This is a genomic window from Flavobacterium sp. AED, assembly GCF_000812945.1.
Classification (GTDB): Bacteria; Bacteroidota; Bacteroidia; order Flavobacteriales; family Flavobacteriaceae; genus Flavobacterium.
This window is the reverse complement of record NZ_JSYM01000001.1, coordinates 1135931-1161092: the sequence shown is the minus strand read 5'-3', so window position 1 is coordinate 1161092 and position 25162 is coordinate 1135931. Positions and strand designations below refer to the sequence as shown.

The 25162-nt window shown below is 35.1% G+C and carries 18 protein-coding genes and 1 tRNA gene; 11 read left to right on the top strand and 8 right to left on the bottom strand.

Features of this window, described 5'->3' with window-relative positions; translation table 11 throughout:
- Positions 1-76: 76 nt before the first annotated feature.
- Positions 77-1117: a Gfo/Idh/MocA family oxidoreductase gene (locus OA85_RS05215; RefSeq protein WP_039108429.1), complete on the bottom strand. Its 1041-nt coding sequence runs from the start codon at positions 1115-1117 to the stop codon at positions 77-79.
- Between the two features lie 280 nt (positions 1118-1397).
- On the bottom strand, positions 1398-2468 hold the full coding sequence (locus OA85_RS05210; protein ID WP_039108427.1) for an NADH:flavin oxidoreductase/NADH oxidase: 1071 nt from the start codon (positions 2466-2468) through the stop codon (positions 1398-1400).
- A 377-nt stretch (positions 2469-2845) separates the two neighbouring features.
- Between OA85_RS05210 and rseP the strand changes: the two genes are divergently transcribed.
- Both rseP and OA85_RS05200 read left to right on the top strand, forming a co-directional pair.
- Positions 2846-4189, top strand: a complete 1344-nt coding sequence (gene rseP, locus OA85_RS05205; protein ID WP_039108425.1) for an RIP metalloprotease RseP — start codon at positions 2846-2848, stop codon at positions 4187-4189.
- Between the two features lie 138 nt (positions 4190-4327).
- Positions 4328-4401, top strand: a tRNA-Asn gene (locus tag OA85_RS05200).
- Positions 4402-4519: 118 nt separating this feature from the next.
- Here the strand turns inward: OA85_RS05200 and OA85_RS05195 are convergent.
- Complete coding sequence (locus tag OA85_RS05195) at positions 4520-4864, bottom strand: helix-turn-helix domain-containing protein (protein ID WP_039108424.1); 345 nt, start codon at positions 4862-4864, stop codon at positions 4520-4522.
- A 100-nt stretch (positions 4865-4964) separates the two neighbouring features.
- On the opposite strand from OA85_RS05195, the gene OA85_RS05190 reads away from it, so the two are divergent.
- The 6 genes from OA85_RS05190 to OA85_RS05160 all read left to right on the top strand — a co-directional run bounded on the left by OA85_RS05190 (position 4965) and on the right by OA85_RS05160 (position 12089).
- Positions 4965-5486, top strand: coding sequence for a DinB family protein (locus OA85_RS05190; protein ID WP_039108423.1), 522 nt, complete (start codon positions 4965-4967; stop codon positions 5484-5486).
- A 24-nt stretch (positions 5487-5510) separates the two neighbouring features.
- Positions 5511-6209: a family 16 glycoside hydrolase gene (locus OA85_RS05185; protein ID WP_052257148.1), complete on the top strand. Its 699-nt coding sequence runs from the start codon at positions 5511-5513 to the stop codon at positions 6207-6209.
- Positions 6210-6238: 29 nt separating this feature from the next.
- Positions 6239-7102 carry an alpha/beta fold hydrolase gene (locus OA85_RS05180; RefSeq protein WP_082014115.1) on the top strand — a complete coding sequence of 288 codons (864 nt, stop codon included), beginning with the start codon at positions 6239-6241 and terminating at the stop codon, positions 7100-7102.
- Between the two features lie 360 nt (positions 7103-7462).
- The gene (locus OA85_RS05175; protein WP_197056055.1) at positions 7463-8521 is read left to right on the top strand and encodes a sensor histidine kinase; all 1059 of its coding nucleotides are present in this window, start codon (positions 7463-7465) and stop codon (positions 8519-8521) included.
- Positions 8518-9270 carry a LytTR family DNA-binding domain-containing protein gene (locus OA85_RS05170; protein WP_039108421.1) on the top strand — a complete coding sequence of 251 codons (753 nt, stop codon included), beginning with the start codon at positions 8518-8520 and terminating at the stop codon, positions 9268-9270. Before OA85_RS05175 ends, OA85_RS05170 begins: the two co-directional genes overlap by 4 nt.
- A 332-nt stretch (positions 9271-9602) precedes the next feature.
- Positions 9603-12089, top strand: coding sequence for a TonB-dependent receptor domain-containing protein (locus OA85_RS05160; protein ID WP_039108419.1), 2487 nt, complete (start codon positions 9603-9605; stop codon positions 12087-12089).
- Between the two features lie 97 nt (positions 12090-12186).
- On the opposite strand, the gene OA85_RS05155 is transcribed toward OA85_RS05160, so the two are convergent.
- Both OA85_RS05155 and OA85_RS05150 read right to left on the bottom strand, forming a co-directional pair.
- Complete coding sequence (locus OA85_RS05155) at positions 12187-13254, bottom strand: SDR family oxidoreductase (protein ID WP_039108418.1); 1068 nt, start codon at positions 13252-13254, stop codon at positions 12187-12189.
- A 95-nt stretch (positions 13255-13349) separates the two neighbouring features.
- Positions 13350-13913, bottom strand: coding sequence for a Crp/Fnr family transcriptional regulator (locus OA85_RS05150; RefSeq protein WP_039108417.1), 564 nt, complete (start codon positions 13911-13913; stop codon positions 13350-13352).
- A 355-nt stretch (positions 13914-14268) separates the two neighbouring features.
- On the opposite strand from OA85_RS05150, the gene OA85_RS05145 reads away from it, so the two are divergent.
- Positions 14269-14658, top strand: a complete 390-nt coding sequence (locus OA85_RS05145) for a Dabb family protein (RefSeq protein ID WP_039108416.1) — start codon at positions 14269-14271, stop codon at positions 14656-14658.
- A gap of 205 nt (positions 14659-14863) precedes the next feature.
- Here OA85_RS05145 and OA85_RS05140 read toward each other — a convergent pair whose 3' ends face one another.
- Together OA85_RS05140 and OA85_RS05135 are read right to left on the bottom strand one after the other, a co-directional pair.
- Complete coding sequence (locus OA85_RS05140; protein ID WP_082014143.1) at positions 14864-16639, bottom strand: alpha-glucosidase; 1776 nt, start codon at positions 16637-16639, stop codon at positions 14864-14866.
- Between the two features lie 271 nt (positions 16640-16910).
- Positions 16911-18560, bottom strand: a complete 1650-nt coding sequence (locus OA85_RS05135; protein WP_039108415.1) for a DUF6377 domain-containing protein — start codon at positions 18558-18560, stop codon at positions 16911-16913.
- A gap of 282 nt (positions 18561-18842) precedes the next feature.
- On the opposite strand from OA85_RS05135, the gene OA85_RS05130 reads away from it, so the two are divergent.
- Positions 18843-19478 carry a hypothetical protein gene (locus OA85_RS05130; RefSeq protein ID WP_039108414.1) on the top strand — a complete coding sequence of 212 codons (636 nt, stop codon included), beginning with the start codon at positions 18843-18845 and terminating at the stop codon, positions 19476-19478.
- 323 nt (positions 19479-19801) lie between these two features.
- Entirely contained in the window at positions 19802-22132 is a 2331-nt protein-coding gene (locus OA85_RS05125) for a glycoside hydrolase family 3 N-terminal domain-containing protein (RefSeq protein ID WP_039108413.1), read from the top strand.
- Positions 22133-22203: 71 nt separating this feature from the next.
- Here OA85_RS05125 and OA85_RS05120 read toward each other — a convergent pair whose 3' ends face one another.
- Positions 22204-24846, bottom strand: coding sequence for a glucosidase (locus OA85_RS05120; protein WP_039108412.1), 2643 nt, complete (start codon positions 24844-24846; stop codon positions 22204-22206).
- Between the last annotated feature and the right edge of the window lie 316 nt (positions 24847-25162).

The following is a 25162-nucleotide window of genomic DNA, read 5'->3' as shown; positions in this document are numbered from 1 at the left end:
CCGCAAATTTACCCATTCATCTGCATGTTTTAAATTGGCAAATTTGCGGTTAGTTATTACATTCATTGGATGAAATCTACAAATTAATTGCTTTCTTTTGGACGCTACTTTGTATTGCCGCTTCGATAATTTGCATGACATGAACCCCATCCTGCGCCGTTACCGGCTCTTGAACATCATTTGAAATAGAATTGTAAACTCCATCAAAAAAATCGTAGTAATTGCCTTGAAGTGTTGGTACATTTTCCTTTAATATATCGGTATGGAACTCCGTATGAAGCAAACCTTCTTTGTCTTTTTGCTCTTTCCCCCAAGTGTCGAGATTCGGTTTTTTCCCCAGTTTTAAATCATCTTCCTGTACATCGCCACGTGGTTTCAAGAAAGACCCTTTTTTACCATGAACAACAAACGCCGGAATTGCTTCTCGAACAAAAAATCCCGCTTTTAATCGGACACGGAAATCAGGATAATACAACAAGATGTCTATATAATCATCTACCAAAGAATGTTCCCGCGTAATTCTGATATCAGCAAAAACAGATTCAGGTAAACCAAATAAACACAAGGCCTGATCAATTAAATGCGGACCTAAATCCTTTAGAATTCCAGCACCGGAATTAGCAGTTTCTTTGTGTGATTTTGGGCTCAAAAGCGGATTGTAGCGGTCAAAATGGAATTCGGCTTCCACAATGTCACCCAGCATTTTATCTGAAATAATTTTTTGCACGGTTTTGAAATCGCTGTCCCATCTTCTGTTTTGGAAAACGGCGAGCTTAACTCCCCTTTCTTTTGCCAAAGCAGCTAATTCCTGCGCTTGGGCAACGGTTGTGGTAAATGCTTTTTCGACAATGGCATGTTTTCCCGCAAGCAATACTTTTTTGGCATATTCATAATGCGTGTCCACTGGCGTATTTACAATCACCAAATCGACATCATCTTCGAGTAAAGCCTCCATAGTGGCATAACTTTTAACCAAAGGGTAATCCTCGCGTATCAGTTTTTTGCTTCTTTCCCATGAACCAATCAGTTCAAATCCTTCATGGAATGATATAAACGGAGCATGGAATACTTTTCCAGACATTCCGTAGGAAAGTAAAGCAGTTCTTATTTTTTGCATGTGCTGTTTTTTTTTAGTCGAACACGAATTTATAACTTTTAATTTTAAAATTTACAGGAACTCATATTCCTTATGTGGTTAAATTTTGAACCATATAGGAATATAAGTTCGTTGAAGAATTGGTCCTCGATACTTTTTTGTCCCGTTTCACTGCTCAAAATCCCGAAGCGTCGGGACGAACTGACGTATTAATCGATTCAGAAGATTTATCTAATAAATTATTTAATTTTTGCTCCGGGAATTCGGTAAAAAATAATTCGCGTTAATTCGTGTTTACATTTTATTTAATTTTTGCTCTTTCGTATTGTTTAGGCCATTGAATATCTGCCTGTAATTCTTGAGCGAATGTCAAGCCTAAATTGGGGTTTCTAAGGGATTCTCTTGCGAACAAAACCAAATCGGCTTTTCCAGTTGCAATTATTTCTTCCGCTTGACCGGATGCTGTGATTAATCCTACGGCACCTGTCATTATTGCAGTTTCTTTTTTTATTCTTTCTGCAAAAGGAACCTGATAATTGGGTCCAACCGGAATTTGTTGGTGTGACACCAATCCACCCGAAGAAACATCAATTAAATCCACCCCTTTTTCTTTTAGTATTTTCGAAAGTTGAACTGATTCTTCGATGTCCCAACCGCCTTCCGCCCAATCCGTAGCAGAAATTCTAACAAATAAAGGCAAGTTTTCTGGCCATTCCGATTGTACTGCTTCCACAATATCCAAAGTAAAACGGATTCGGTTTTCGAAACTTCCTCCGTATTCGTCCGTTCGAAAATTAGACAAAGGCGAGAGAAACTGATGCAATAAATAGCCATGAGCCGCATGAATTTCCAAGACTTGAAAACCGGCTTGAACCGCTCTTTTAGTAGTCGCTTTAAAATCGGAAATTACTTTTTCAATTCCCGTTTTGTCTAATGCAATAGGTGTTTTTTCATTGTCATGATAAGCGACAGCACTTGGCGCCACTGTATCCCAACCTCCTTGGCTTTCGTCTAATTTTCTGCCCCCTTCCCAAGGTGCAGCTGCACTTGCTTTTCTTCCGGCATGCGCCAATTGAATTCCGGGAATTGAATTTTGACTCACAATAAAACGATTAATCGCTTGCATTTTTTCAATTTGTTCGTCTTTCCAAAGTCCCAAATCACTAGGGGAAATTCTACCTTCGGGAGAAACTGCAGTCGCTTCCTGAATAATTAATCCTGCTCCACCACTGGCACGACTACCCAAATGAACGAGATGCCAATCATTGGCAAAACCATCTGTTGCCGAATATTGGCACATGGGTGAAATAACAATTCTATTTTTAAGGGTGGTGTTTTTTATTTGAAGTGGTGAAAATAACTGTGATGCCATTTGTATGAAGTTTAATTTAAAAATTAAAAATGATTTTCTAAAAAAGTAGTTCGACAGGATTTGTTTGGAAATAATAAAGAGCATACTTTCGAAAAAAGCATATACTACTTATTTTTAACCATATAAGAAATAGCAGTTCATTTAAGTTTTAGCTTAAATTATAGCTTATGTGAACTTCTATTTCTTATATGGTCAAAATTATACTTTACTGTTTCACAACATTTCCTGAAAAAAAGTAAAGTTAAGGGACATAACCGAAAGTAAAAATTGAAATTTAATTAATTAACAAACATTTAAAACGGTATGGAACAATTATTGTAAATTAAACAAATAGAAAACCTTACTTTTGTAAGTTGTAAAAGAACTAAAATTAAAAAATGGACATAGTTATCAAGCTTTCTCAATTTTTATTGAGCTTATCATTACTTATTATACTTCACGAATTAGGACATTTTATTCCTGCTAAATTGTTTAAAACCAGAGTCGAAAAATTTTACTTGTTTTTTGATGTTAAATATTCCCTTCTAAAAAAGAAAATTGGCGAAACTGAATACGGTATCGGTTGGTTGCCTTTGGGTGGTTATGTAAAAATTTCAGGAATGATTGACGAAAGCATGGACAAAGAGCAAATGGCTTTACCACCTCAACCATGGGAATTTCGTTCTAAACCGGCTTGGCAACGTTTGATTATCATGCTTGGTGGTGTTACCGTGAATTTCATTTTGGCATTCATTATTTATATCGGAATGGCATTTGCTTATGGCGATACCTATATTGCTAACTCCGATTTGAAAGACGGTCTTTCGATCGAAAATAAAGCCATGCAAAATGCAGGTTTCAAAACGGGTGACAGAATCATTTCTATTGATGGTGAAAAAGTAGAACGTTTTGATAATGGAATCAATGCTAAAGTGGTAATGGGGAAACAAGTCCTTATTGAAAGAAATGGAACTGAGCAGTCTATCACAATGCCAAATGATTTTGTGGATCAATTATCAAAATTTGAAAAAGGACCATTAGTATCTATCAGAATGCCGTTTGTCATTGGTGCTGTTGCTGCGGATTCTAAAAATACTGCTTTACAACCAAAAGATATCGTTATTGCCCTTAACGGTCAAAAAACAAAATATTTTGATGAAGCCAAAACAGTTTTGGAAAACAATAAAAACAAAACCATTAATGCTACTGTTTTAAGAGATCAAAAAGAAGTACAAGTTCCTGTTACCGTTTCTAAAGAGGGAAAACTAGGGGTACAAATTGGAGGTTTAGGAATGGAATCTTTAGAGAAACTAGGCTATTATAAAATTAGCAAGCAGGAATTTGGCCTATTAGAATCTATCCCTGTAGGATTAGCAAAAGGAAAAGACCAGTTAGTAGGATACGGAAAACAGCTGAAAATGATTTTCAGTCCAAGTACGGGTGCCTACAAACAAGTAGGTGGTTTTAAAGCCATATTTGACATTTTTCCTAATACTTGGAGCTGGGAAGTTTTCTGGACAATCACTGCTTTGTTATCAATTATGCTTGGTGTAATGAACTTATTGCCTATTCCGGCACTTGATGGTGGTCATGTAATGTTTTTATTATATGAAATTGTTAGTGGTAAAAAACCAAGTGATAAATTCCTAGAGAATGCACAAATGGTTGGTTTCGTATTACTTATAACACTGTTACTATTTGCTAATGGAAACGACATTTACAAGGCAATTCTTGGGAAGTAAAAAAAATTAAAAAAAATTTTATTTTTGCTTGCAGAAATCAAATTAAGCCCTATCTTTGCACCGCTTTACAAGTGAAACACACTTCACTAATAAGCACACAAAAACGTTCATTCATTATCAGAATAAAAATATACAGTTTCCTTCTTAGCTCAGTTGGTTAGAGCATCTGACTGTTAATCAGAGGGTCCTTGGTTCGAGCCCAAGAGAGGGAGCTTTAAAAGCCTGACAGCAATGTCGGGCTTTTTTTATGTCTAAAAAGTAGTGATTCCTGGTTTTTCTGGGATTGAATCTAAAAAAAATGATTAGCCGTAATTACAAGAAACGGGTTTTCTACTTTACCATTTCCGTAACAATCTTTTTTGCCTGATTTGAATTACCCCAGTTTGCAATTTCATGTAAAACAGGCATCAAACTTTTCCCCGAATCTGATAACGTATATTCTACTCTTTGGGAGCTTTCCTTAAACGCTGTTCTCTCAATTAATCCTAATGTTTCTAATTCTTTTAATTCATTAGAAAGCACCTTGTTTGAAATAGCCGGCATTAATTGGTTTAGCTTCCCAAACCGCAACGAGCTTTCGCCAATGCAATTTAATATTATAGGTTTCCATTTTCCGCCAAAAATTGACATGGCTCTTGTTACAGGACAATCATAAGGGTTTTCTATATATCTCATACAATTTGTAGTTACCTATTGGTTACTGGTATTTAATTTATTGGTTACAAATATACACTAATGGTCGTAAATTTGTAAAAAACTATAAAAACAAGAAAACATGAAAAAAATTGTATTACTTCTGACATTCATTTTATCTGTGGGAAATTTGAATGCACAAACAACAACATCTGATATTATTAAAGACTGGGAAAGAGCCAAAGCATATACTAAAGAGTATCTGGATGCAATGCCAGAAAGTGGGTATTCATTTAAACCAACAAAAGAAATGCGTTCTTTCTCAGGTCAAGTTTTACACTTGAGCGATGCCATATATGGTTTCGTAGGCGCTGCTACCGATGAAAAACCACCAGTAGGTTTTGGGGATTTAGAAAAATCCGGTGATGAGAACAAAGCAAGTGTTACCAGCAAAGTAATGGCTGCTTATGATTTTGCCATCAATTCCATTAAAAAATATCCTAATAATAAATTAGGGGAACAGATTAAACTTTTTGGCAAATTTGATATGAGTAGAGAACAGGTGTTAAACAAATGTTTCGAACATCAAACTCATCATAGAGCGCAAACAACCGTTTATTTACGATTAGTAGGTGCAACTCCTCCAGCAGAAAAATTATTTTAATTAATTTCTTGAAACAAACCAATTATGATAAAGTTATTAAAAATTACAATTCCGTTTTTGCTCTTATGTGTGGTTTCTTATGGACAGAAACTGACACTGGGAAAGCAAACATTTGAATTAAAAAATGTTACAGGATCAATTATTACTTTTCAGGGTCAAAAAGTATTGAAAATAGAACGAGATCTTAATGCCTTAGCTTTTGATGTAAACAGATTGGAATCTACTGTTGATGAACCTACTTATGCAAAACTCACCGATTTAGAATTTGAAAACGGAACGATTGAAGTAAAAATGTATAGCCAAATTCAGAATCCTTCACCATTTCAATCTGCTCAAGGTTTTATAGGAGTTGCTTTCCGAATAGATGATACCGATAAGGCTTTTGAGAACATCTATTTAAGACCAAAAGTAGGAAGATCAGACAATCAATCCTACAGAAATCATACCGTTCAATATTATGCTTATCCAAAATTTAAATTTGAAACATTAAGAAAACTCTCTCCTGATATGTACGAGACATCAGCTCCCGTTGCTATCAATGAATGGATAAAACTGAGAATAGAAATAAAAGGACAAAGAGCTGAATTGTTTGTAAATGATGCAAAGTATTCTAATTTTATTGTTGATACGATGAAGGGAAGCACCACTAAAGGAGCTATCGCTTTATGGGTTGATATAGGAACTATTGGTTATTTCAAGGATTTGAAAATTATAAAACGCTAATTATAAAAAACTTTAACTTTAATAAAAAAATGGTACGTTTTTTCAATCTATTCTGGGTCTGTATCTTATGTGCAATACAGCTACAAGCCCAACAGCCCATCCGAGGATTTATGCAGCCTGCAAATGTAATTTATAAAGTTCCCTATGGAAATAATCCGCAAGCAGGGCAGTATGTAAAATCAAAAGATGCCAAAATTTATTATGAAGTATACGGCAAAGGGCAACCCATTGTAGTCTTACATGGCGGGCTGTTTGGGTCAACTATCGAAATGGGAAGAATTATAGATAGTCTTTCAACTGATTTTCAGGTAATAGCTGTTTCTACCCGTGGGCACGGTAAATCTGAAATCGGAGTCGAACCTTTGACATTAGAACAAAGAGCCAATGATGTACTGGCAGTAATCAATGAAGTAACCAAAGAAAAAGTAATGATTCTCGGATTTAGTGATGGAGGATTTACCGCTTATAAATTCGGCTCGATGTATCCTGATAAAGTAAAAAAAATGATCGTAATAGGCGCGGGTATTTTATATCCGGGATTAAGAGATTTTAATTTTAACTTCAATAATGCGATGGAGTTGGATGCGGAATTTTGGATCCAACAGCGGGCCTTAATGCCAGAACCGAATCGCTTAGAAGAAGTGTTTAAACAGGTTTCCAATTGTTACAATAAACTAACAGTGGGCAAGGATTTATTAGGATCCATTAAATGCCCGGTTTTAGTGATGGCAGGCGACCGAGACGAGGGGAACTCCGTACAAAATGTTTTAAATGCCGCATTGTTAATTCCCAATCATCAGTTAGCGATTATCCCTAATGCTGGTCATCCTGCTTTTATTGTGAATTTTAATTCCGCTTGGGCTAGTATAGCTCCGTTCATAAAAGAAAACTAAGGTTCCTTCCATTTTACAGTAAGCATAACCCTTTTATTGAAACGAGATGATTTGTTCTGCATCTTTCGCCAATAAGGGAAATTTTAAAAGCCTGACAACAATGTCAGGCTTTTTTATGCCTAAAAATCTTCAATTGCTTTTATGTTTTCAACAAAGTTGCTGACTCAATTAAAACGGATAAAATTCTTTATCACAGCTTACAAATGTTTTTTTACACATTCATCACAATCCAGGAATTAATAAGATGTATTTAATTTTTCTGAGATAAACTAGGTCTATCTATCGACATTCTATAGGAAACTGTCGATTTCGATTTTAGGACATAATATATTCCGTACATTTATTTTTAAATTGCATATGATGAAACCATTTTCAGTTAAAGATATTTCGATTTTTTCAAAAGCTATACTCTTTTTTGGACTGCTTATTGTCCAAAGTATGCCACTATATATGAATATTAGCTTCCCGATAGAATTTTGGATAAAGCAAATATTCATGTATGTTATATGGATTATAGTGTTTTATCTTACTTATAAAATAATTATTCCTACCCTTTTATTTCAAGGCAAGAACGGTTTCTTCTTTATTTCGATATGCCTTCTGACACTATCGGTTCTGTACATTAGTGATACTTTCAACTCACTCATAAACCTTGATGCTATTTTAAATCAACATTTTAAAATTTCTAAAAAAGACAATATGCATGGTGCTTTGATTTCAAATTTAAGCGAAATCATAATAACCTTATTAATGGTGGGCGCAAGCACAGTGATAAGCGTTGCCAAAAAACTGCAAGCAGAAACCCAAGTGCGTCAAAATCTTGAAAAAGAAAAAATCACTTCGGAATTATCATTCCTTAAATCGCAAATCAACCCTCACTTCTTTTTCAATATTCTGAATAGCATTTATGCCTTGGCAGGTACAGAAAACCAACCGGCACGGGAAGCCATATACACCTTGTCACACATGATGCGCTATGTACTTTATGATACCAGAAACAATCTAACATCACTAGGTAAAGAAATAGGTTTTGTAGAAGATTATCTTAAACTTATGGAACTCAGAATAACGGATAAGGTCCAGGTAATATTTGAAAAGCCTACTAATATCAAGGATGTAGCTATAGCCCCAATGTTGTTTTTACCTTTTATCGAAAATGCCTATAAACATGGAATTAGCGGTATTTATCCAAGTTATATTTACATCGGAATTGAACAGTCCGAAAAATTGCTGCAAATTGAAGTCCGCAATTCTATATTTGAAAATCAAACCCTAAGTAAAGAAGAAAGCAACGGAATTGGTTTAATCAATACCCGCCGAAGACTCGATTTGATTTATCCCGGCAAGTACGAATTGACAACTAATGAAGACACCGTTCAAATGGAATACTCGGTAATCTTAAAATTACAAATCTCATGATATTAAAATGTATCGCGGTTGATGACGAGCCGCTGGCGTTACAGATTCTAGTTTCTTATATAGAACAAACACCATCCTTATCATTAGTGGGACAGTTTTCGAATGCCATCGAAGCATTAAAAGCAATCCATGAGCAGGATATTGACCTAATTTTTCTTGATATTCGAATGCCCGACATAAATGGAATTGAACTCGCAAAAATTGTAGAACAGTACCGTGTAAAAGGGAATTTAAGAATCATATTTACAACAGCTTTTGATCAGTATGCGCTTGATGGTTACAAGGTAGATGCGCTTGATTACCTCCTTAAACCTTTTAGCTTTGTTGATTTCAGTAAATCGGTGGCAAAGGCACTGGGTTATTTCGAACTCATCCGAAACCCGGAACAGGAAATACGAAAATTTAGTCCGCCAATTCCCGAAACTGAAGTAGCTTATATTTATCTGAAATTTGAATACCAACTCGTTAGAATCGCAGTCGATGACATCATTTATGTAGAAAGCATGAAAGATTATGTGAAAGTATTCCGCCTCAGCGAAGACAAACCCCTGCTGTCGCTGACAAGTATGAAATCACTTGAAGAAAAGCTTCCTGAAAATAAATTTATGCGAATTCACAGGTCTTATATTGTGTCATTGGATAAAATAAAATCCGCTACAAAAAATTCAGTCCAAATTGATAAAATTACCATTGTTGTCACTGATCAATACAAAGACAATTTTATAAAATTTTTTCAAGGCTGGTCTTAAATTTTGATTCAACAGAAAATGTTGTGAAACAGTCATTTTTACCAAATAAGAATATATAATCGACTTCAGAATCTGCGTGCCAATATTTTTACGTAGATTTTTTTAAAAGCGAATGCCCAAATTGTATCAGCTAAACTTAAATGAACCTATTTATTATTTTCGAACAAAATTCAGTAGACCCAAAAAATTGAATTGTTAAAATTCCGTCGACGTTCTCCCCCTCTCTGTCGAATGTGTTGGCATAAGTTCCTATTAAGATGTTGCTTTGTACCGTAATCCAAACGAATTTATTGAAATAATTCAAATGGATTTGGAACTTAAAATATCTTAAAATGAAAAAAATCATCCTTCTAACCGTGTTGTTTTTTGCTGTTGTATCTGTAAAATCTCAAACTTTTACCGGAACGAATAGTTTAAAAGGAAAAATTTCTGGTACCGTAATCGATTCGATAACTAAGGTACCCGTAGATTATGCTTCGGTAAGCCTTTACAAAATCAACTCTACTAAACCCATAACGGGCGTTTTGACCGATGCTACCGGAAATTTCAAATTGAATGAAATTCAAGCCGGGACCTATACCGTTACCATTTCATTTATTGGTTACAATGACAAAACTATTAAATCAATAATTACAACAGATGCAAAGTTGGATCTTGAAATTGGGAAGGTAGTTTTAAGTCCTGAAACAAATACATTGAAAGAAGTTGTAGTCGTAGGGAAAACACAACAAGTGACGAACAAGATTGATAAAATTGTTTACAACGTAGAGAAAGACTTGACAGCAAGCGGCGGTAATGCTACAGACGTATTGCAGAAAGTTCCTATGGTAAATGTAGATATTGACGGAAAAGTATCCATTCGTGGAGATGGAAATGTGCGAGTACTTATCAATGGAAAACCATCGGGGGCAACTTCCGCAAACCTTTCGGATGTGTTGAAAACAATACCTGCTGACCAAATCAAAAACATCGAAGTGGTTACTTCACCATCCGCAAAATATGATGCCGAAGGATCTGCCGGAATAATAAACATTATCACCAAACAGAAAAGTGTTTCCGGAGTGAGTGGCTCCGTAAGTGGTGGTATTGGCACGAGACAAAACAACTTTAATGCCAACGTTAATTATAATAAAAACCGTTTCAGCCTTTCGGCAAATGTTGGATTCAACAATGGCTGGCCACAAGAGTCCGCTTCTGAGTCCAATCAAATTTTGAACAATAGTAACGCCAACAGTTTGCAAACGAGTAAAGGTACTAACGAAGTAAAACGTAGTGGCGTAGTAGCATCAGTAACTGCTGGATATGATTTTAATACTTTCAACAGTTTAAGCACCACCTTTAGATATAACGACGGAGGATTTGAGCGAACTGGCACGAGTGAAAACACCTTTACTGATTACCTAAATAACGCGAACAGTAGCATTTATACCGGACAAAGTAGTGCGAAAAACTCTTTTGGAGGATTTGACTGGAATCTTAACTATAGCCATAAATTTGCAAAAGAGGGACACGAACTTACATTTTCATCGCAATGGAGCCATAGTTTAGTCAATACAGATTATCAAAATATATATTCCAGTTTTTATACCAATCAAAAAGCAAATAATGACGGAACAAATAATGAATACACGCTACAATTGGATTATACGCTACCAGTAACCGAAAAATTCAAACTGGAAGCAGGAGGTAAAACAATCATCAGAAAGATTTCGAGCGATTTCCAAAATTACGTTCCTGATGCACAAAATGCATTTGTTTATGACCCTATCAGTTCTAATTTATACAATTACGATCAAGATGTTGCATCCCTTTATACAGTAGGAACGCTAACTTTACCCAAAGGTTTTACCGTAATGGCAGGTGCTCGTTTCGAAAATACAGCCATCAAAGGTGATCCTACGAATGCGCTTCAAACCGATTTAAGCCCATTCAAAATTGACTATGGGACCTTTATTCCAAGCTTTACATTACAGAAAGCATTGTCACAGTCTTCTTCTTTAAAATTGACGTACAGCAAACGTATTTCAAGACCAAGCTTTACCTACCTCAACCCATTTATCAATAAATCAAATATTCAAGCACAAACACAAGGAAACCCTACCCTGGATCCTGAAGTATCACAAACCGTAGAATTTGGATACTCCACATTTTCACAAAAGCGTACTCTGAATATTTCGGCCTATTATAAATATACATCAGACCTAATTGAAGGTATTGCAACACCTTTATCAGACGAGACAGGGACAATCACCAATTATCAAAACATTGGGAGCAATAAATCTTTTGGAATGAGTCTTTTTGGTTCCGTAAATCCGTTTAAGATATTGACTTTACGTGGAAACTTTAATGCCTTTACTTACAAACCAGATCCAACCGGAGTATATAATTTAGAACAATCCACAAATGGCACATCAATTCAATATTCTGCGTTTGTGAGTGGGACACTTCAATTAAAAAACGACATTTCGGCTGAAGCTTTTGTAATCCAAAATTCTTCTAAGAAAACGTTGCAAGGCACCAGTCCCGCTTTTAATTTAATGGTGTTTGGAGTCAAAAAACAGTTTTGGAACAAAACGGCATCATTGGGAGTTAACATGGTCTCGCCATTCAAAAAAGATTTAGAATTTAAACAGAATTCAAGTGGACAGGGATTCAGCCAAACCAGTACCTTTAAATTTCCAATACGTTCTTTTGGAGTTACATTCAGCTATAATTTTGGTTCAATGAAGTTCACCGGAGCCAAAAAGAAAGGAGTTAGTAATGATGACCTTAAAGAAGGAGATCAAAACAATCAGGGAGGTATGCCTGCAATGAAATAAGACAATAGTAAGTGGAGCAACACTAGAAAAGGTTTCAAGATACTCTCTTGAAACCTTTTCTAGTAAGATTTTATAAATAGCTAAAAGAAAACTTCCTTTAGGGGATTAATCGTTCCACCCGAAGCTGTTCAAACAAATCGTAAAACGAGTCTTCAGTTCTTTGAAAAATAGTGAAGCCAAGTCTACGGCTTTTAGACATATCAGTCATCACTTCTATTGGCCGTCCCAAGTCAAGATCAGTATGCCAGGGAGATGCCAATCTGCTTAAATCAGACTCTGCAAGAGCATGTTGAACGGCAATATTTTTCCAAACCGGAGCTTCATTTACCATTTGTTCCTCAAGAGTATGTATCGTACCATCAAAGCCTATTGCATCAATTCCGAACGATTCTGCTAATTTTTTCCACAGCCATTTCCAGCGAAAAAAGTCTCCATTTACCACGTTGAATGCTTCGTTACGAGCCGCTTCTGTAGTGGAAGCCCATATTAAATGTTCCGCTAATACTCTGGCATCCGTAACATCTGAAAGTCCATTCCATTGTGCTGCTGAACCCGGCCACTGAAACGGCTTTCCTGTTTCTTTACAAATGCTGGCATATACCGCGAGCGTAGTGCCAAGATTCATTAAATTACCTACCGCTTTACCTATAACCGTATGCGGTCGATGGATACTCCATGTAAAACCATCTCGCATGGCAGCGGCATAAACTTCATCTTCTTGAGCATAATAAAAATTTTCTATCTCCAGACGGGGTTGCTCTTCCCTAAGTGGCGTTTCGGGCAAAAATCCGTCTTTGGCGTAAGCCTCAAACGGCCCAAGATAATGTTTCAGTCCCGTAACAAGCGCTACATGTTGCACTGATTTTTTAGGAGATAATACCTCCAGAAGATTTTTAACCATCAAGCTGTTTACTCGTATGTTTTCAGCTTCAGAGTCCTGGCGCATCCAACTTGTAATGTAAATGTGTGTGGGAGAAATGTCTTTTAAAGCTGTTTTTAAATTCTCCAAATCCAAAAGGTCTGCAGCAACAGGCTGAAGGTTTTCTATATCTTTTCGAGGGTTTCTGGCTAAACCAAAAGTTATCCAGCCTTTAGCAATAAGTCTTTCTGCGAGATTACTGCCTGTTATTCCGGTCGCTCCAACTACTAACGCTATATTTTCCATAATTCTATTTTAAAATTTTATGAAGTACAAAATTCGAAAACATTCCATGGATTATAAAGGACATACCTCACATAAAATTTGTGACCTATATCACGTCAATGTGATAGACGACTCAATGTTTCTCTTGAAATACCCAGATAGGATGCTATCAAAGTTTTAGGAATGCGGTGAATCAAATCCGGATATAATTGGATAAATTGCGTGTATCGTTCCTCTGAATTCTTGCTCATAAGCGAGAGAATACGGTTTTGAAGCGCAATATTACCGGCTGTCATTTTCTGCAAAAAGAAGAATTCCATTTTCTGTGACTCGACACATAGCTTTTCTCTGTTATCAAGAGTGATAGAATAGGTTTGTGCATCTTCTAAGCAATCAATATTGAGCGTGGCATTCTGTTTATTATAAAAACCCTGGTTATCCGTTATCCACCAATCTTCCATGGCAAATTGCAGAATATGATTCTTACCTGATTTGTCTATATAAAAAGATTTTAAGAGACCCTTTACTACGAAATGTACATCCGGAACGGAATTTCCCTGTTGCACAATGTATTGATGTTTTTTATATTTACCCACCGAAAAGTACGAGAGTACCAATTGAAATTCATCATCCGTTAATTTTACTATTTTCTCAATTTGTCTTCTTAAAATTGCTTCCATTACTTCTTTGTTAAAACCGTATAAAAATAATTAAAAAAAGGAAGGCTGGCTACAACTATTCCCCAGAAGGTCTAATTAATTCATTATTGTATATTCATTTAGGGCGTAACCTTCTTTCTGTTTGAAAATAGGTGTGAAATGGCATGGTTCATTTAAATCCTAACTCTCATAAAACGGAACAGCTGAAAGCATTCTTGAACTGATTACTAAACGCAAATCAATATTTGACTGGAACGACGAAAAAGAATTGGGGAATTAATTGTTTTAAAAATTTTAGGAATAAAATATTAAGGAGTCATTTTGTCCTTTTTTATTTTTTAAATTTCGATATTTACCTTTTAAAATAAATAAATTGATGATACGTAGAAGATTTATTGGTTCTGCAGCTTTATTTGGAGTTGCTGGTATTATGGGCTTTGCAATGCGTCCAAAGAAGAAACCCTTATTGCATCATGTATTTTTTTGGTTAAAGAACCCCCAATCAGAGGCTGATAAACAGCAATTGATTTCCGGTTTGAAAACCTTAGCGGCAATTCCAACTATTCGTCAAATTCATGTAGGCGTTTTAGCCTCAACGGAAAAACGTGAGGTAGTAGACACCTCTTGGAGTGTTTCAGAACTCATGTTTTTTGATGATGAAGCCGGACAAAAAACATACCAGGACCACCCACTTCATCTGGCTTTTATAAAAAACTGTTCTCATTTATGGGAAAAAGTAGTTGTTTATGATGCTATAGATGTATAGGAGTTGGTGTAATCAATCCAAAGTCATTAAAATTATGGTTTCAGGAAATAAATCTTGAAACCTTTTCTATGCGCAAGATTTGAGCAAAGCTTTGGATTTACTTCCTCTTAACATAAAGGAAGTTTTTTATTAAAAAATAATTTACTATATCGTCCTTTTTTAAAACTTAGACAACATAGTAAATTATTAGAAAAATTACAGTCGCTTATTTCAACTCTAAAACAAGAGCCTCATAAGGTCTTAGTGTTGCTTTTTTTGATACCGTTGCATAATTATTAATCAGCACTTTTGCATTTTTTAAATTAATTCCAGTATTTGCCACTGCATTTTTAGTAGAAAAATTTAATAACACCAATACTTTTTTACCATCTAATTCTCTGGTGTAAGCATACACATTAGGATTATTTTTGTCTAAAAGAGTGTATTTCCCATAAACTAAAACGGGATTCGATTTGCGAAGTTTGGTCATTTTTCTAAAGTAATTCAAGACTGAATTTGGATCTTTTTCTTGAGCTGCTGCGTTCAAAGTAGCGTGATTGTCATTTACTTTTAACCAAGGTTCCGCTGTTGAAAAACCTCCATTTTTAGAGCTATCCCATTGAAAAGGAGTTCTTCCGTTGTCTCTTGCTCCACCAGTTTTTTGATCTTCGATGAATTGTTTTAAATCACCTCCGGCAATTTTTACTTTTTCATATTCTGCAATCGTTTCAATATCTCTATAATCTTCAATTTTATTGAATTTGGCATTCACCATTCCTATTTCATCTCCATTATAATAATAAGGCGTTCCTTTCATTGAAAGTAAAAAAGTGGTCAACATTTTTGATGAAACAGCTCTAAATTCTGGTGCGTCATTTCCCCAACGAGAAGTCATTCTAGGTTGATCGTGGTTCCCTAAATAAATAGTTCCCCATCCTTTTTGATCATAAACTGCATCCCAGTCAGAATAAATCTTTTTGAAATCAACTAAACTCCAATTTGGATTCATTTTTTTGAAATAACCCGGAATGTACCCTAAGTTAGTTCCTTCAAAATGATACCCCATATCCAATTCTTTTCTATCGGCATCCACAAAATCGTGAGCTGATTTCAGTGTCATTCCAGCACCTTCTGCTAATGCCATTACATCATATTTACTCAAAACTTCTTTATTCATTTCTTTCAAATAATCGTGCAAATGAGGTCCGCTAGCCATAAAAACATCCCAACGTCCTTGGTAGTTTTTATCTAAATCAGCTTGAGTGATTACCGGAAAAGTAGTGTCTTTTGCGATAAATGGAATCACGTCCATACGGAATCCATCAATCCCTTTTTGAAACCACCAATTCATCATACTATAAATTTCCTGACGCAATTTTGGATTTTCCCAATTCAAATCAGGCTGTTTATAGCTGAAGTAATGTAAATAATACGAATCCGTTTGTTTATCATATCTCCAACCGCTGCCATCTGCTTCAAAAGCACCTGGGCGGAAAGCGGGTTTTCCTTTTTCGGCTGGCCACCAATGGTAATAATCTCTATATGGATTGTCTCGGGATTTTCTGCTTTCCTGAAACCATTTATGCTCATCTGAACTGTGATTGACAACTAAATCCATTACTAATTTCAAACCTCTTTCGTGCATTCCTTTTAATAATGCATCAAAATCTTCCATGGTTCCAAATTCTTTCATAATAGATTGATAGTCAGAAATATCGTATCCGTTATCCGCATTTGGTGAACCGTAAATTGGATTCAACCAAACCACATCTATTCCTAAACTTTTGATATAATCTAATTTTTGAATAATCCCTTTCAAATCTCCTACGCCATCTCCATCAGTATCTTTGAAACTTCTTGGATAAATTTGATATACAACGGCTTCCTTCCACCATTTGCGCTCAACTGTCGGTTTTTTTTCCTGCGCTGCAGATGGGTTTGTTGATACTAGTCCAAAGCAAAACAATGCAATGGCCATTCCCTTTGATAATACTACTTTCATTTTAATTTTTTTAGTTAGTGGTTTTTTGGACGAAATCGATTTATTAAACACGTTGGAACATTGCCTTATATTTCAAAAATTTCGATATAGTAAAAGTAGATTCTTTCCCTGCTTAAAATTTTACAGGCAGAAAAAAAGTAAATTATATTTTTTATAATTAATTGTAAATCAATAATTTAAAATTAATTTATATGCAGAAAAAGTGGTAGATTTATAAAATAAAAATGCAATAAAGAATTGTTTTCAACAAGTAATCGCGAGGTAAACCGTTTTAGTTTTTGCCAGATGACCCAATCAAAAGGACTTTGGATTCAAATTCTTCCCTAGGCCCTACCGATTTATTTTTTATTTGGGAACGATAATTGTAAATCGTCGATACGGAATACCTTAAAAATTCTGCAATTTTTGTACTGTCTTTAATACCCAAACGGATCAGCGCAAAGATTCTTAACTCCGTGTTTAAAAACTCACCTTGTTTCAAATGAAGTACCTCTTTGTCTACTAACAATTTCGAAAACTCATCAATAAAACTCGGAAATAATTGTAAAAAGGTTTGGTCAAAATTGGCATAAAATTCTTTTAATTCTTTCTCAATAGGAGTATTTGACTTCACTGCTTTTACGAGTTCATTCATTTTCCCCGAGGTAGCCATTACATTCAATTTTCGTCTGTATTCCTCCTGTTTTGCAATATAATCCGAACATTGATCCATGTAGCGGCCAATATAAATTTCTTTCAACAAACTCGCTTCGGCAAGTGTTGCATTGGTTTGATTCAACTTTTCATTGATTTCATTTAATTCTTTGTTCAATATTGACAGTTTTGTATTGGCTAAACTTATTTCTTTTTGGGCATTTGCTGATTTTTTCATTTGTTTAAAAAGCAGCATCAAAACAACTAATAAGAACAAGGATAAGATGCTGGCACAAATTAAAAAAATGATTAGCTGCGTTCTGTTGGTTTCATTTTTATTCTCATAAGCCTCATTGATAATGGGCAACATTTTTGATATTTCGTAGGTTCTCAATTTGGCATTACAAAAAAGAGCATCTTCTAATGATCTTTTAGTGTATTTATAGGCCCGGTCTATATCTCCTTGTTCATATAGGATGAAAGCCAATTTACGCAAAGAAATATTTTCTTTTTTTACCAATTGTAAATCCGATATTGCAGAGACAATCAACCACTTTTCTTCCTGTTCTTTGTCTTTTTTCAATCGATACCCTTCTGAAATAATATAGGCGATAACAGCTCTGTCCAGATCTTGTTTTGCTGTTTTTGAAAAGAATACCTGCAGCAATGCTATCGCTTTATCCGCATGCCCATGTTCCAATAATTGGTCTGATTTGGCAATACCAAATTCTATGGATTTTGGCGGAAAATAAAGCATTGCTGAATCTCTATATTTTTTTGTCAGCGCACCGTATTCCTTTTTTTCTTGACTGGAAGCCCCATAATCATTCAAATAACCATAGATAATCCGATTCGTCCAATAATAGGTTCCCTTTAAATTTGGTGTCAAATGGATGTTTATTGTTTCCAATATATCAAGGGATTCCTTATACATTCCTAAAGTTCCCATTATGGAGGCAACGTTTAATTTTGCTTCGTATACTTTGTTTGTATTTTTTAATTTCTGGGAAATTAATAAACTCTTCCTAGCGTAAATTAATGCTGAATCCGACTGGTATGCTTTATATTGAACATACAATTTGCCATAAATATCTAATTTTTGCAGGTCTGTAGCAGTATAGTTTAAAAGCCCTTTAAGTTTATTTATATCGGCCTCTTTTCTATTTAAATACAACCCATATTCATTGACGCTATTATCCAGTTCTTTTAATAATGAATCGTTTTTAACTTGACCGAAAAGAAAAACGGGAAAAATCAATGCGATAAGTAAAGCTGAAAATTTATTCATTTTAGGTTGATTAGAATCGTGTAAAAATAACTAAAAAACCAGTTTAACGGAATAGCAGTTTTCAAATACTCCTTTTAGTAACCACTTTTTGTAATACTAGAATTTTTGTTTGTAGCATGCTTTAAAACAGTACTTTTTTTTCACAAAATATTCTTAAAATGTTTATTTTTAGTTAGTTCTGAACGTTTTTTTTAAAACATTTTTATTTCATTGTGTTTGATTGACACATTGTTATACATTTGTAATTTATTTCGAAAAAAAAAATACATCTAATTTTATTTTATGAACAAAACTTTACTTGTAATCATTACATCTCTTTTTTTTAGCACATTTTTGCATGCTCAATACGCCAATTTTGAGGCGAGTACAGGTGGATTCTCTTTTATCCCGACCTTTACCTCTAAAGATCCTCATTTAATAATTAACGCAGGAACAAATGAAAACAAACGACTTTCGTTTCACTTATTGTCTACGATACGATTAAGTAATCTAACTCCCAGAGGAATTGTTTTTATCTCCCGATATAAATTAGTTGACAAAAAATTAAAAGTAAATATAGGAGTCCATTTACCAGCATTACAAATCAGTAAAGATTATGTCGTTGACACTTTCTTTGCCCAAGAATTAATCGCGAGTTATGAGTTATCCAAAAGCGTTTCGATAGGTACTTTTTATTTACATGGTAAAGGCAAGAACAATGATTTTGAAGCTAATTTTTTAGCTTTTAATACAACTATAACCAAAGGTGATTTTAGTTTTGTATCTCAACTTTACGGTCTTGATCTGGATAATACTTACGGTATTTCCGAAACCATTACTTATAAAATAAATAAAAAATTTGATGTTAGAGGATTTGCTAATAAGACTATATCTGACGGTAAATTCAATTGGACATTAGGGGCTAGATACAACTTGTAAATCAATAGTATTACCAAAAGTAGAAAAAATGAAAAAGCTTGACGATAATGTCAGGCTTTTGTCCTTGTCAACTATTTATTAAGGATACAAAAGAGTGTTAAATGACGCATTTATAGCGTATTCAGAAACTATTTTTTTTAAAATATTTTTATTTCATTGTGTTGATGTGACGCATTATTTATTATATTTGAAATCGTTTTCGTAAAGCTCATATAGAAATCTGAATAATAATTGGGTGAAATATTACCAATTAAAAACAAGAAGACAGATTAGCCTGCGAATACAATTTAGCTGTTCATTTATCTAAAAAACAACCCAAAAATATGAAAAAAGGAATTGTACTACCTGCGTTAATTTTACTTGTTGGAACGCAAACTTATGCCCAAAAAAAATGGACGGAAACGCCTAAAGGTTCTTACTCTATTGTTCAAAATAAAGGAGGCCAAACATTAGGCTATTCACCCAAATCAGGAGTTAAAATCATACAAGTAGATGGTTTAGCTTTTAAAGACTTGAATAAAAACGGGAAGTTAGATATTTATGAAGATTGGAGAAAACCGGTAGCGGAACGTGCCAAAGATCTTGCCACCAAAATGACAGTGGATCAAATGGCCGGATTAATGTTATATAGCCGACATCAATCTGTGCCGGCACAGGAAGCAGGAATGTTTACCGGAACGTATAATGAAAAACCATTTTCTAAAAGTGGCGCAAAACCTTCGGATTTATCCGATCAACAAATTGCATTTTTAACCAATGACAATTTACGCCATGTGCTAATGACTTCGGTTCAAAGCCCGGTAATTGCGGCAGAATGGAATAACAACATACAAGCATTAGTGGAAGGGATTGGGATGGGAATTCCATCCAATAACAGTTCTGACCCAAGAAATGGTGCCAATAAAGATTCTGAATACAATGCAGGATCGGGTGGTTCCATATCACAATGGCCTGAGGAATTAGGATTGGCAGCAACATTTGACCCCGCTATTACAGAGAAATTTGGATCTATTGCAGCCAAGGAATACAGAGCCTTAGGAATTACTACAGCCTTATCTCCACAAATTGATTTAGCGACAGAACCAAGATGGAATCGTTTTGTAGGCACCTTTGGCGAAGACCCAAAATTAGCCACAGACATGGCAAGAGCCTATGTAGATGGATTTCAAACCTCACCTAAATCAATTGCTGTTTATGATGGATGGGGAAATCAAAGTGTCAACGCAATGGTAAAACATTGGCCAAGTGGAGGTCCGGAAGAAGGAGGTCGTGATGGACATTTTGCTTATGGAAAATTTGCCGTGTATCCAGGTAATAACTTTGAAACCCATTTAAAAACCTTTTTAGAAGGCGCTTTTAAATTGAAAGGAAAAACTAAAAAAGCATCGGCGGTTATGCCTTATTACACTATCTCCTATAATCAGGATAAAAAATACGGTGAGAATGTTGGAAACGGATTTAGTAAATACATCGTTACTGATTTATTGAGAAATAAATACGGTTATGACGGGGTGGTCTGTACGGATTGGTTAATTACAGCCAATGAAGGACCTACACCTGATGTCTTTGCTGGTAAATCATGGGGTGTTGAAAAATTAAGTATTGCCGAAAGACATTACAAAGTTATGATGGCCGGGGTGGATCAATTTGGTGGAAATAACGACATCAAGCCAGTACTTGAAGCGTACCAAATAGGCATTAAAGAACATGGCGAAACTTTTATGCGCAAGCGTTTTGAGCAATCAGCGGTTCGTTTACTTTTGAATATTTTTAGAGTGGGATTATTTGAAAATTCTTATTTAGATGCTAATGAGACCAAAGCAATTGTAGGTCAACCTGAATTTATGAAAGCAGGTTATGACACACAATTGAAATCTATTGTGATGATTAAAAATCAAAACAAGACCTTGCCAATCGCAAAAGGAAAGACCGTATATATCCCGAAAAGAGTTACTCCTGCGAGTATCAACTTTTTTGGTCAACCATCTCCTGAAAAAATCGAGTACCCTATTAATTTAGAATTGATTAAAAAATATTATACCGTAACGGATGATCCTGCTAAAGCTGATTTTGCCATCGTATTTATCAAAAGTCCAATAAGCGGCGGATATAGTAAAGCCGATAGAGAAGCCGGAGGAAATGGATACGTTCCAATCAGTTTACAATTAAAAGACTATACAGCAGTCGATGCCAGAGCGCAAAGTATTGCTGCCGGAGATCCAGTGGTTGATCCAACGATTACAAACAGATCGTATTTGAATAAAACGTCTAAATCAAATTCCTATCCGGATTTAAATACGATTCTGGAAACTAAAAAAGCGATGAATGGAAAGCCGGTATTGGTATCTGTAAATATTTCAAACCCAATGGTTTTTGGTGAATTTGAAAAAGAAGTTGATGCAATAGTGGGAGAATTTGGTGTACAAGTAGAAGCTTTAATGGATATTATTTCTGGAAAAACGGAGCCTTCTGGATTGTTGCCTTTACAAATGCCATTGAACATGACTACCGTTGAAAAACAAATGGAAGACGTTCCTCACGACATGACTCCTTATATAGATGCTAACGGGAATGTGTATGATTTTGGTTTCGGATTAAACTGGAAAGGGGTAATCAAAGATGCCAGAACTGAAAAATACAGCGTTAAGAAGTAATTAATTAAACCGAATATAAAAAAGACCATCATTGCTGATGGTCTTTTTGTTTTTAATAAATAGATTCGTTTTTATTTCACATATAACTGTCGGATAATTTCTGAGATTAGTCCAGTCCACCCTGTTTGGTGATTGGCACCTAACCCTTTACCGGTATCTCCGTCAAAGTATTCAAAAAACAAGTGATTTTTATTGAAAACAGGGTCGTTTTGAAACTTCTCGTATTCACCATACATTGGAATTTTCTTATTCTCATCCGGAATAAAAAGAGATAATAATCGCTTAGAAACTCCTTCCGCTGCTTGTTTTATATTCATCATTTGCCCTGAGTTTGTAGGGAATTCAACTTCATAGTCGTTTCCGTAATAACTCGAGAATTTTTCTAAAGAGTCTAAAATCAAATAATTCATTGGAAACCAAATAGGACCTCTCCAATTTGAATTTCCACCAAACATATCCCCAGTAGCCTCGGCTGGTGTATAATCTACTTGCACCGTTCCTCCTTCATAATTAAATTTATAAGGATGCTCTTTATGATATTTGGACAACGAACGAATTCCAAAATCGGATAAAAACTCTGTTTCATCAAACATTCGCTTCATAATCATTTTCATTCGGTGACCACGAAGAATGGAAAGCAAACGGGTTTCGCCTTTTCCGGGATGATACCAACTGGAGATTAAACTGGCTAAATCAGGACGGTTGTTCAATACCCATTCGACACGACGTTTAAAATCCGGTAATTTTTCCAGCAAATCTGCATTTAAAACTTCGACCGCAAATAAAGGAATTAACCCCACCATGGAACGTACTTTTAAAAGCTCAGCATCTCCATTTTCTTTGTGAAGCATGTCGTAATAAAACTGGTCATCTTCATCCCAAAGATTTAATTTATCACCGCCAATGGATTGCATGGCGCCTGCAATATGTAAAAAGTGCTCAAAGAATTTAGAAGCCATATCCTGATAAACAGGGTTTTCAAGAGAGATTTCACAAGCTATACGCAACATATTTAAACTATACATAGCCATCCAACCTGTTCCATCTGCTTGCTCTAAATGCCCACCGGTTGGCAAGGCTGCTGAACGGTCAAAAACTCCAATATTATCCATTCCAAGGAATCCACCCCCAAAAATATTATTCCCGCCTTCATCTTTCAAATTCACCCACCAAGTGAAATTTAATAGCAGTTTATGGAAAATGCGTTCCAAGAAAACAATGTCTCCCTTTCCGCCATTCATTTCTTTGTCAATTTCATAAACCTTCCAAGTTGCCCAAGCATGTACTGGTGGATTTACATCAGAAAATGACCATTCGTAAGCCGGTATTTGACCATTTGGATGCATGTAATATTCCCTCAAGATAACTGACAATTGTCTTTTTGCAAAATCAGGATCAAGACGAGCTAAAGGCAACGTATGAAATGCTAAATCCCATGCGGCAAACCAAGGATATTCCCATTTATCTGGCATCGATAGGATATTGGACGTATACAAATGTTTCCAAGAACTGTTTCGTCCATTCTTCCTATTCAAATCAGGTTTTGGCATGGATGGATCACCTTTTATCCATTCAAACACATTATAATAATACCATTGTTTCGTCCAAAGCATTCCAGCATACGCTTGGCGTTGCACAGACCTTAATTTTTCTTCTTCAATTCCTTTTTGAAGACTGGCATAAAATTCATCGGCTTCTACAAGTCGTTTTTCAAAAATAGTATCAAAATCGGCAAAAGCATCACTTGGAGTTTGATTCGTAAATCGCATGCGATAGACCTTTTTGCCATTCGCAGGAATTACATCGTCATATTTTACCGAAGCTTTAGTACCTATATGATTCGGATTTACAGCCTCTTTGCGTTTATTGACAATATAGTCATTTATACCATCTTTGGTGTATTGCGTCGGATTGGGAGAATTATATAACCGCTCAAAATTTGTTTCATTATCACAGAATAAAACTTCCTTTGCTTTTTCAGCGTATAATTTAAAATGCCCTACTAAACGATGACTTACTTCAATAATAGAGTTTCCAATACCCGTTAATATTGGTTTATGACTATATTTTTCATACCCCCAACACCACGTATTCCTAAACCAAAGTGTTGGCAAAACCGTCATGGGAGCAGCAACATTTGATCTATTTTCTACTGTAACTTTAATTAGTATATCCTGTTCATCAGCTTTTGCGTATTCAATAGAAATATCAAAATAGGCATCTTTATCAAAAATCCCAGTGTCCAGTAATTCATATTCCGGTTGAAGCCGTGTTCGTTTTTTGCTTTCGTTAACCAGTTTTTCATAAGGAAAAGCAGCTTGAGGATACTTGTAAAGCATCTTTTGATACGAATGCGTAGGCGTAGCATCTTGATAGAAATATAATTCTTTAACATCTTCACCATGATTTGATTCATTTCCGGTCAGACCAAAAAACCGTTCTTTTAAAATATGGTCTTTGTGGTTCCAAAAAGCGAAAGCAAAACAAATATGTTGTTTATTGTCGGAAATTCCACCAATACCCTCTTCTCCCCATCGATATGCTTTGGAGCGTGCCATATCATGGGTAATATTATTCCAGGCATCACCGTTTTGTGAATAATCTTCCCTAACCGTTCCCCATTGTCTTTCTGTTAAATAAGGTCCCCACTTTTTCCAGCCTTTATTATCGTGCCTTAATTTTAACCGCGCTCGTTCTGCATCTATTTCTGACATACCACTTTAATTAATTGTATTTGCAATTCGCAATTTATATAAATACGGTTTAAAAACAACTAATTATTCTGTAAAAATCCCGTTAGGCAATTATTAATAAACTATTTTTTAATCGTTTTAATTTAATTTATGTTGGGTATTCGCATAAAAAAGAATTTTACTCGTTTTAGCCTAAAATAAATCTTCTTTACAATCTAATTATCATTAAAATCAAAACAACTCAAATTCTAAATCTGAATCCGTGAATTATGTAAAAAATATAGCCTTTAGGCGGTATTATAATTGACAAGCCACAAACAAAATACTTTATATTTGC